The following is a 10,143-nucleotide window of genomic DNA, read 5'->3' as shown; positions in this document are numbered from 1 at the left end:
CCCCCGGTCGCGCGACCGGGGGCGTTCGGCCGTTCCCGGGGTCACGTGACGACCGAGCACCTCCGCCCGCCGAGTTCGAAGGACGCCGGCTTCGAGTTCGTCCCCGACCACGCGGCCGTGAAGCCGAAGTTCACCGAGGAACCGGGGGCGACGGCGGCGTTCCAGCCCACGTTCCTCGCCGTCACCGTGCCGCCGGACCCGGTGGGCTCCGCGTTCCACATGGCGGTCACCCGCTGGCCGTCGGGGAACGACCAGCCGAGGGACCAGCCGTTCCACGGGGCGGAGCCGGTGTTGGTGAGCCGCACGTCCGCCTGGAAGCCGCCCGTCCACTGGTTCGTGACGGTGTACGCCACCGCGCAGCCGCCCGTCGGCGCGGGGTCGGTGCCGCCCCCGCCGTCGTCCCCGCCGCCGGACGGGTCGCCGTAGACGACGCCCCGGCCGTTGGTGGCCACGTACACCCGCCCGAACACCCGCGGGTCGCCCGTGATCGCCGCTCCCGTCCAGCCCCACTGGTGGGCGTCGTCGTTGACGCGGACCCAGCTCGCCCCCTTGTCGGTCGACCGGAAGATGCCGCGCACACCGCCGATCCTCGCGCTGGTGTAGAGCGTCTGGTACGAGGCGTCCGGCGCGGCCTTGCCAAAACCGATCGTGTCGGCCTGCTCGACGTTCGGCAGCCTGGTGAAGGTCGCGCCGCGGTCCGTGGAGTGCCACAGGCCGTACGCGCCGTCGGGGGCACCGCCGGCCAGCCAGACGTCGCCCCGCGCACCCGGCAGTGCCTTGAAGCGGACGCTGTCGCCCGCGGGCAGACCGGTCGCGGCGGACGGGCTGAACGTGGCGCCGCCGTCGGTGCTGACGTAGAACCTCCCCGACTCGAAGGCGTAGAAGGTCTTCGGGTCGACGCGGTCGGACTCGACGACCGCGCCCGCCGGGACACCGCTCGAGGCCTGCCACGACGTGCCGAAGCCGTTCGTGTACTGGACGCCGGCGCCCTCCGGGCTCCACACGAAGCGGCTGCCGTCCGCCCCGGCCGCGACCGTTCCGCCGCCGCTCACGCCCGAGGGGTCCGTGCCGCCGAACCAGGTGGCGCCGTTGTCCGTGGAGAACGCGATGTGCGGGCCGGAGTCCAGGTTGCCGGCCCGCACGACCGTGTCCGGGTTCGTCTCGGCGAAGTCCAGACTCGTCGTCGAGGTGAAGTTCGGCGAGGTGTACATCATCGGCGGGACCTCGGTCAGGCTCGTGTGCCGGAAGCCGCCGATGTCACCCAGCGCGCTGAGCAGGGGCGCGCCCGACGGGGGAGAGGCGAGGTCGTTGACGGCCGTCTCCTCCAGGCCCCGCACCATGGGCTCGACGGCGAACTTCGCGCCGGAGTCCCAGTTCGTGAGGTTCTCCGTGCCGTAGATCGTCGCGCCCGTCCCGTACATCATCCGGTCCGGGTCGAACGGGTCGATCTCCAGCGACTCCGTCATCCAGCCGAGCTTCGGGGTCTGTTCGGGCGGGGACGGATGCGCGTCCCAGGTCAGCCACGGCGCGGACGAGACGTCCATCGTGTAGCGGTTCTCCCGGTTTGGGTACGACGTGTAGCGCCACGCCTGCGTCCAGGTGGCGCCGCCGTCCGTGGAGCGGAAGATCTGCGTGTCCGGCCACCAGGAGCTGTACGCCGTCGCCATCACCGTCCCGGGGTTCTGCCGGTCCACGGTCAGGCCGCTGAACCCGTAGTACGTGTCGGCCTCGGCGACCGGGCTGATGTCGGTCCAGGTGCCGGTCGCCGTCGCGTACCGGTAGAGCCGGCCCCTGGCACCGTCGTACGGGCCGCCCGTGTCGCTGTACGCGAGGTAGAGGCTGCCGCTCCCGGCGTCCAGCACCCCCTTGTGCGCCAGGTACCCCGTCGGCTGGCCGGCGATCCGCTGCCAGGTCGCGCCGGCGTCCGTGGAGCGGTAGACCGCGTTCTCCTTGTCGGCGACCCCGACGTAGATCGTCCTGGTGGGAGCGCCCGCGGTGCCCGTCGACTCGTCGAAGGTGACCCAGACGACGCCCTGGTTGTCGGAGGCGTAGCCGCTCGGGTCGTCCGGATCCTGCGCGTAGTCGCCGGCGTTCGGGAAGGCACGCACCTGCGACCAGGTGACACCCGCGTCGGTGGACCGCCACAGGCCGTTGCCGCTGGGCGCGCCCAGGTACAGCACGTCGTTGTCGTGCGGGTCGACGGCCAGGCGCTCGCCCATGCCGCGTCCGGGCATGTTGCCGCCCAGTTTGAACGGCAGGCCGGTGCGCTCCCAGGTGGCGCCCCGGTCGGCGGAGCGCAGCACCGCCCCGTTCGCCGGGTCCCAGTCGTTGGTGTACGTGCCGACCGCCGCGTACACGCGGTCGGGGTCCACGGGGTCGGAGGCCAGGCCGACCACTCCGGTGTGACCCCAGTCGGTCCAGCCGACCGAGTCCAGCAACGGCGTCCAGGACCGTGTCCGCTCCTGCCAGCGGTAGACGCCGCCGATGTCGGTGCGGGCGTAGGCCAGGTCCTTCTCGGTGCGGTTGAAGACGATGCCGGGGACGAAGCCGCCGCCGTCGATCCGGGCGTTCTTCCAGGTGTAGGTGTCTGCGGCGACGGCCGGCGTCGGCGTCCCGGCGGCCAGGGCGGCGGGCGGGCCGCCGGTGAGGAGCCCGGCCGCCAGGGCCAGCACAGCGGTGAGGATCCGGCTTCTTCGCACGGTGGGGAACCGTCCTTCCGTCAGGAGGGAAGCATGCGAGGACCGGGCGGCCCTTGCGTGGCCAGGGGCCGCCCGGTCGGTTGGTCCCGTCGTCCGGTGACGGGACCGGGCACGCGGAGCCGTCGAGCGCTGCGGGGCGGGAGGCGGGCCCCACCGCGCCCCTACGGGGGCGCGGTGGGCCGCGGCCGGCCACGCACGGGCCGCGGCCGGAGGACCGCCCCGCCCGCGCAGCGCTCCGCGGGGACTACTCGAGCAGCTCCGCGTACGAACCCATGGCCAGGGCGATGTCCGCCTGCGCCCAGAACCGGTGGTACGTGAACGTGGGCGCGGCACCGCCCGCGAGATAGCTCTCGATCTTCGACCAGGCCGGGTCGTCCTGGTAGAAGGAGCGGATCGAGGAGAACGTCGACGACGCGCCGATCGTGTCGCCGTTCGGCATGGTGCCGGTCCAGCCGTTCGGGACGTGGACGCCGTCGTCGAAGCGGTTGTAGTCGGCGCGGGTCTCCGGGACGGCGATGCCGAGCGCGTCCTGGTTGTTCTTCCACATGCCGTCGAGCAGGGCCTTGGCGGTCGTGGCCGCCTGCGTGTCACCGGAGCGGTCGGCGTAGTACGTCAGGGTCTTGGCGTACGCGGCCGCCACTCCGACGTCATCGGTGTAGTCGGCGACCGTGACGTGCAGGCCGCCGTTGCCGCCCGGGGACGCGGCGTTCCAGGTGTCGGGCTTGCCCGACCACTGGAGCGTCGACGGGATCCGGAAGCTGCCGTCGGGGTTGACCGTCGTCTTCGACAGCGCCCAGTCGACCCACTTGTCCAGGACCGCCTTGGCGTCCGCGTCGCCGCTCTGCTGGTAGTACTCGGCGACCCGTTCCATGGACCACGCCTGGAAGCCGAACCACTGGTTGGACGGCGGGTCGTGGTAGACCGGCTTCTCGTCGTAGTACATGCCGTAGAAGGTCGGCGTACCGGCCGGCGGCGTCGCGTACCGGCCCGCCCAGCTGTTGGTCGCGCCGCCCGCGATGGCGCCCTCGTCGGACTGCAGCCAGCGGTAGAACTCCAGCTGCCGGTCCAGGGACTTCGCCCAGTCCGCCGCGCCCGTCGCCGACTTGGGCTTCAGGTCGGCGTAGCTGCTCAGGGCGTAGGCGGCCAGCGGGTTCTGGTAGCCGCCGTGGGCGTGGCTGGAGCCGATGCGCCAGGCCCAGCCCGCGGAGGTGTCGGTGGCCCCGCCCCAGGCGTAGTACCAGGACAGCAGGTAGTGCGAGGAGTCCTTGCCGGTGCCGGCCGGGCAGCTCGCCGGACCCACGCAGTTACCGACCTTCTTGAAGTACTTGTCGTACATCGCGTAGCGCAGGTAGTCGCCCATCTTGGCGGCCTTGGCGACGGTCCCCGAGACCTCCGAGCCCTTGCCCTGGTCCTTGGCCCAGATGTCCGCCCAGTACGCGGCCTGCACGGCGCGCGCGTCGGCGTCCGGTGCGTTGGTGAACTTCCACTGCCTGGCGTAGGACGCGTCACCGGTGAACAGGTCCAGGTACCCGTTCCTGCCGCCGTACTTGAAGGCGTCGCAGGTCGGCTGCGGCACCGTCTCCCACACGGACTCCTGCGCGCCGCGCTGGAAGGTGTTGATGTACGACGGGCCGGTGTCGGAGGGGCCCGCCTCGCACTTGCCGGGCGAGTTGCCGTACCCGTAGACGTTGTCGACGTCCTGCAGCCAGTGCATGCCGTACACGTCGTCCGTGCCGTACGCCGACTTCAGCTCACCGGCGATCGGGTCCGGGCCGACCGGCACCGTGCCGTCGAGCTTCGCCGGGTACTCCTCGGGTGTGTCCAGCTCCGGGGCGTACGTGGCCGGCTTGGAGGCGTTGTAGGAGGAGTTGGTCGGCTGGTCGGCGTGCGTGGGGATCATGTACTTCTCCATGATTCCCCAGGCGTTGTTGAACCTGGACCAGTCGCCGGTCACCTTGCCGTACATCGCCTGGAGCCACAGCAGGTAGCTGTACGCCTCGGACGTGGTCTCGTGGCCGTGGTCCGGCGCCTCGACGATGAGCGTCTCGACCGAGTGGTACGGGATGCCCTCCGGGGAGAAGTAGCCGTTCGCCGGGTCGGTGATCCTGCCGTACAGCTCCAGGAAGCGGGCGTCGTAGTCCTTCGCCGCCGCCAGCTCGGTCACCGTCACCGCGGCCTTGCCGTGGCCCGGTGCCGTCGACTCGAAGACCGCCGAGCCGGTACCGGAGGCGTCGGCGGTCACGGTCACCTTCTGGGCGGTCTGCCAGTTCGACGGGGTGAAGGTGAGGCTCGCCCCGCCGGTGACGGACAGGCCGCTGTTGCCGCTCGCCCGCGCCGTCGTCACGGTCACGTTCGCGGTCGGCTGCTTGGACAGCTTGACCTCGTACGTCCCCGACTTCCCCTGCTGGACGCCCAGTTGGGAAGGGGTCGCGACCACCGTCGGCCCCGAGGCGATCGTGATGCCGACCGGGACCGAGTCCGCGGAGGCGCCCAGGCTGTCGTAGGCCTTTGCCACCAGGGAATGACTGCCCACGGTCAAGCCGGTGGCCGAGTACGTGAACGGCGCGCTGGTGTCCGTGCCCAGCAGCGTGGTGTCGTCGTAGAACTCCACCTTGCCGACGGTGGCGCCGTCCGCCGCGGCGGCCGTGGCCGCCAGGGGCACCGCCGTGCCCTGGGTGTACACGGCGCCCGCCTCGGGGCTGGTCAGCACGGCGACCGGTGGCTGGTGCGCGCCGGTGCACGGGGTGCCGTTGACCGCGAAGTTCGTCGGCGCGGTGTTGGTGCCGCTGTAGGTGAACTGTCCGCCGGTGGAGACGGCGGCGCCGGCCGCGATCCGCGCGTTGTAGGAGGCGTTCTTCACGGTGACCGAGCGGCCGGACTGGGACCACGTGCCGTTCCAGCCGTTCGTCAGCTTCTGGTCACCCGCGTAGGAGTAGGTCAGCGTCCAGCCGTCGAGGGCGTCGGTGCCGCGGTTGGTGAGGGTCAGATCCGCGGTGAAGCCGGAGCCCCAGTCGTTGGTCCGGTAGTCCACGCTGCACTGAAGTGCCGCGGCCCGGGCGGGTGTCGAGCCGGTGCCGACCATGGTGAGGGGAAGCGCGAGGGCCGCCGCCGCGGCCGTCCACAGGTGCCGTGTGCCTCGGCGTCTGCGTCTGCGTCGGGGATGCATGGTGCTGGTTCCTCCTTGCGGCTCGAAGAGGGGGGAGGGGAGGAGCGACAAGCCTTGAACCAGTGGGAGCGCTCCCATAGTGAGGAGGGGGCTCCGGGCGGTCAAGGTGTGTGAAGAGTCGAAATGATTCGACGGGGGCGGCGGACGGAAAATCGGTGACTCCTCTGTTCTTTGCCGTCACTTGGCGCTACCTTCGCTGGCACCAGTGGGAGCGGTTCCATCAGTCGGCGCGTCCGTCACGGCGTGCCCGAACTGCAAGGAGTCGCTCGTGCGACACCCCCCGCTCCACCTCCCGCGTTCAGGACTTTTAGCCGCCGATGCGGCGGGTCCGGCGCGCGATCGGCCGCTGTACCGGTGCACAGCTCCCCCCGCGGGCCGCCTCCCCCCGCCCGCGGGCCGTTCCCGACCTCCGACCGCGTCGGCACCCCCATGCCGTCCGGCGGCGAGCCGCGCCCGCCAGTCGCGCGGCACCGCACGACCGCACCCGCACCCGCACCCCGACGAAAGAAGGAACCCCCACTCATGACCCGGACCAGAACCGCGATGCTCGCCGCCCTGACGCTGGTCGCCGGCGCCTCCGGCACGGCCCTCGCCGCCCACACCGCGACCGCCGGCGCGGCGGCCGCCGCCTGTACCGTCGACTACAAGGTGCAGAACGACTGGGGCAGCGGCTTCACCGCCGCCGTGACCGTCACCAACAACGGCGCCGCCACGTCCAGCTGGAAGCTGGGATGGACGTACGCCGGCAGCCAGAAGGTGACCAACGCCTGGAACGCGAAGGTCAGTCAGAGCGGTGCCGCCGTCACGGCCGCCAACGAGTCCTACAACGGCACTCTCGCCACCGGCGGTTCGGCGAGCTTCGGCTTCCAGGGCACCTACAGCGGCAGCAACGCGATCCCGGCCACCTTCACCCTCAACGGCGTGACCTGCAACGTCGACGGCGGGCCGACCGACCCCACCGACCCGACCGACCCCACGGACCCGACCGACCCCACCGGACCGTCCGACCGGGTGGACAACCCCTACGCCGGCGCCAAGGGATACGTGAACCCGGAGTGGTCCGCGAAGGCGGCGGCCGAGCCCGGCGGCAGCCGGATCGCCAACCAGCCCACCGGCGTCTGGCTGGACCGGATCGCGGCCATCAACGGCGCCAACGGCGGCATGGGCCTGCGCGACCACCTCGACGAGGCGCTGAAGCAGAAGGGCTCCGGCGAGCTGTACGTCCAGCTCGTCATCTACAACCTGCCCGGACGCGACTGCTCGGCGCTCGCCTCCAACGGCGAGCTGGGCCCGACGGAGATCGACAAGTACAAGACGCAGTACATCGACCCGATCGCCGCGATCCTCGCCGACCCGAAGTACGCCTCGCTGCGGATCGTCACCACGGTCGAGATCGACTCCCTGCCGAACCTCGTCACCAACGTCTCGGGCCGGCCGACCGCCGTGCCCAACTGCGACGTGATGAAGGCCAACGGCAACTACCAGAAGGGCGTCGGCTACGCCCTCAACAAGCTCGGCGACATCGGCAACGTCTACAACTACATCGACGCCGGCCACCACGGCTGGCTCGGCTGGGACGACAACTTCGGCCCCTCCGCCGACATGTTCAAGACGGCCGCCACCACCGAGGGCGCGACCCTGAGCGACGTCCACGGCTTCATCGTCAACACCGCCAACTACAGCGCGCTGAAGGAGGACCACTTCAAGATCACGGACAGTGTGAACGGCACGTCCGTGCGCCAGTCCAAGTGGGTCGACTGGAACCGCTACACCGACGAGCTCTCCTACGCCCAGGCCATGCGCGACAAGCTGGTGTCGATCGGGTTCGACAGCAAGATCGGCATGCTCATCGACACCTCCCGCAACGGCTGGGGCGGTACCCAGCGGCCCACCGGCCCCGGCGCCACGACCAGCGTCGACACCTACGTCAACGGCGGCCGCTACGACCGCCGCATCCACCTCGGCAACTGGTGCAACCAGTCCGGAGCCGGCCTCGGCGAACGGCCGAAGGCCAACCCCGAGCCGGGCATCGACGCCTACGTGTGGATGAAGCCGCCGGGGGAGTCGGACGGCGCGAGCCAGGAGATCCCGAACGACGAGGGCAAGGGCTTCGACCGGATGTGCGACCCGACGTACACCGGCAACGCCCGCAACGGCAACAGCATGTCCGGCGCCCTCGCGAACGCGCCGATCTCCGGGAAGTGGTTCTCCGCGCAGTTCCAGGAGCTGATGAAGAACGCCTACCCGCCCCTGTCGTGAGCGGGCCCGCGCGTAGGTAGACACCGTCGGGGTCCGGTCCGCCAGGGCCGGACCCCGCACGGCCGCTTTGCGATTCCGGCAACGGAACTTGCCCCGGCGCGGTGAGTCGTCGCACCCTGACGGCCCCGCGAACGGAAGGCAGACCGGCATGGCGCACGACCACCAGCACGACCACGACCCCACGGGCGGTCACCACCACGAGCACGGTCACCACCACGCCGACCTCGACTGGGCCGCGATGGCCCCGGAACTGGAGGCGCAGGCGGAGCTGTACACCCCGCTGTACCGGCGGGCCATGGCCTGGCTGGCCGGGGAGGTGACGGAACCGGGGCTGGTCGTCGACGTGGGCAGCGGGCCGGGCGTCGTGTCCTGCCTGATCGCCGACGCCTTCCCGGGTGCCCGGGTCGTCGCCGTCGACGGGGCCGGGCCGCTCCTGGACCGGGCCCGTGACCGGGCCGCCCGCCTCGGCGTCGCCGACCGGTTCGGCACCCTGACCGGCGACCTGCCGGGTGTACTGGACGAGCTCGGCCGCCCCGCCGACCTGCTGTGGGCGAGCCAGAGCCTGCACCATCTGGGCGACCAGCGCGCCGCCCTCGCCGCGCTCGCCGGACGTCTCGCCCCCGGCGGCACCCTGGCGATCCTGGAGGGCGGGCTGCCCGCCCGCTTCCTGCCCCGGGACCTCGGCATCGGACGCCCGGGGCTCCAGGCGCGGCTGCACGCCGCCGAGGAGGACGCGTTCGCCTCGATGCGCGAGAGCCTGCCGGACTCCGTGGCCGAGACCGAGGACTGGCCGGCGCTGCTGACCGCGGCGGGCCTGACGCACACCGGCACCCGCAGTTTCCTGCTGGACCTGCCCGCCCCGCTCGGCGACGAGGCCCGCGCCTACGTGACCGCCTCCCTGTCCCGGCAGCGCGAACGGTTCGCCGACGGGCTCGGCCCCGACGACCGGGCCACCCTGGACCGGCTCCTCGACCCCACCGACGAGGCGGGCGTGCACCGGCGGCCGGACGTCTTCGTCCTGCTGGCGCACACGGTGTACACGGCGGTGCGGCCGACGGTCCCGAACGCATGACGAAGGGGGCCCGGTCCGCGCGGACCGGGCCCCCTCCTCACGCGTGGTGCCCGAGCGGTCAGGCCATGTTGAACTGCGCCGGGTCCGGACCCAGGCGGCGGTCCTCGTTCAGCGCGCTGATCGCCGCGAGGTCCTCGGCGTCCAGCTCGAAGCCGAACACGTCGATGTTCTCCTTGATCCGCGACGGCGTCACGGACTTCGGGATCACCACGTTGCCGAGCTGGAGGTGCCAGCGCAGCACGACCTGGGCCGGGGTGCGGTCGTGCTTCTGGGCGATCGCCACGATGGCCGGGATCTCCAGGATGCCCTTGCCCGACCCGAGCGGGGACCACGCCTCGGTGGCGATGCCCTGCTTCGCGTGGACCTCGCGGGAGGCGTGCTGCTGGAGGTGCGGGTGCAGCTCGATCTGGTTGACGGCCGGGACGACCGACGTCTCGGCGATCAGCCGCTCCAGGTGCTCCGGCAGGAAGTTGGACACGCCGATGGCCCGGACCCGGCCGTCGGCGTGCAGCTTCTCGAACGCCTTGTACGTGTCGACGTAACGGTCCTTCGCCGGCACCGGCCAGTGGATCAGGTAGAGGTCCACGTACTCGAGGCCGAGCTTGTCCAGCGACGCGTCGAAGGCGCGCAGCGTGGAGTCGTACCCCTGTTCGCTGTTCCAGAGCTTGGTGGTGACGAAGAGGTCCTCGCGGGCGACGCCGGAGGCGGCGATGGCCTTGCCGGTGCCCTCTTCATTGCCGTAGATCGCCGCTGTGTCGATGCTGCGGTACCCGGCCTCCAGGGCCTGGGCGACGGCCGTCTCGGCCTCGTCGTCCGGCACCTGCCAGACGCCGAAGCCCAGCTGGGGCATCTCGACGCCGTTGTTCAGGGTGATCGGGGGGACCTTGCTGCTCACGAGCTCTTGATCCTTCGGTTGTGGTCAGGTGGTACTCCCATCGTCAACGATC

At 71.4% G+C, this 10,143-nt stretch carries 5 protein-coding genes; 2 read left to right on the top strand and 3 right to left on the bottom strand.

From position 1 onward, the window contains the following. Positions 1 to 41: 41 nt before the first annotated feature. Both ACFWJB_RS10055 and ACFWJB_RS10050 read right to left on the bottom strand, forming a co-directional pair. The gene (locus tag ACFWJB_RS10055) at positions 42 to 2,699 is read right to left on the bottom strand and encodes a cellulose binding domain-containing protein (RefSeq protein ID WP_386921466.1); all 2,658 of its coding nucleotides are present in this window, start codon (positions 2,697 to 2,699) and stop codon (positions 42 to 44) included. Positions 2,700 to 2,943: 244 nt separating this feature from the next. Then, on the bottom strand, positions 2,944 to 5,865 hold the full coding sequence (locus ACFWJB_RS10050; protein WP_386921464.1) for a glycoside hydrolase family 48 protein: 2,922 nt from the start codon (positions 5,863 to 5,865) through the stop codon (positions 2,944 to 2,946). 522 nt (positions 5,866 to 6,387) lie between these two features. On the opposite strand from ACFWJB_RS10050, the gene ACFWJB_RS10045 reads away from it, so the two are divergent. Together ACFWJB_RS10045 and ACFWJB_RS10040 are read left to right on the top strand one after the other, a co-directional pair. Further along, a complete protein-coding gene (locus ACFWJB_RS10045) occupies positions 6,388 to 8,124 on the top strand; it encodes a glycoside hydrolase family 6 protein (protein ID WP_385463588.1) in 1,737 nt (578 codons plus the stop codon). A gap of 148 nt (positions 8,125 to 8,272) precedes the next feature. After that, entirely contained in the window at positions 8,273 to 9,196 is a 924-nt protein-coding gene (locus ACFWJB_RS10040) for a class I SAM-dependent methyltransferase (RefSeq protein WP_385463585.1), read from the top strand. 58 nt (positions 9,197 to 9,254) lie between these two features. Here the strand turns inward: ACFWJB_RS10040 and ACFWJB_RS10035 are convergent, their stop codons facing one another. Continuing rightward, positions 9,255 to 10,091: an aldo/keto reductase gene (locus ACFWJB_RS10035; RefSeq protein ID WP_385463583.1), complete on the bottom strand. Its 837-nt coding sequence runs from the start codon at positions 10,089 to 10,091 to the stop codon at positions 9,255 to 9,257. Positions 10,092 to 10,143: the final 52 nt, after the last annotated feature.

Origin of the sequence: Streptomyces sp. NPDC127100 (assembly GCF_042724095.1) — a bacterium.
Lineage (GTDB): Bacteria > Actinomycetota > Actinomycetes > Streptomycetales > Streptomycetaceae > Streptomyces.
This window is presented reverse-complemented; position numbering and strand designations above follow the sequence as displayed.

Bases quoted from the DNA above. Each gene is read 5' to 3' on its own strand.
- ACFWJB_RS10050 (WP_386921464.1), bottom strand. From the start codon at position 5,865: ATGCATCCCCGACGCAGACGCAGACGCCGAGGCACACGGCACCTGTGG.
- ACFWJB_RS10045 (WP_385463588.1), top strand. From the start codon at position 6,388: ATGACCCGGACCAGAACCGCGATGCTCGCCGCCCTGACGCTGGTCGCC.
- ACFWJB_RS10040 (WP_385463585.1), top strand. From the start codon at position 8,273: ATGGCGCACGACCACCAGCACGACCACGACCCCACGGGCGGTCACCAC.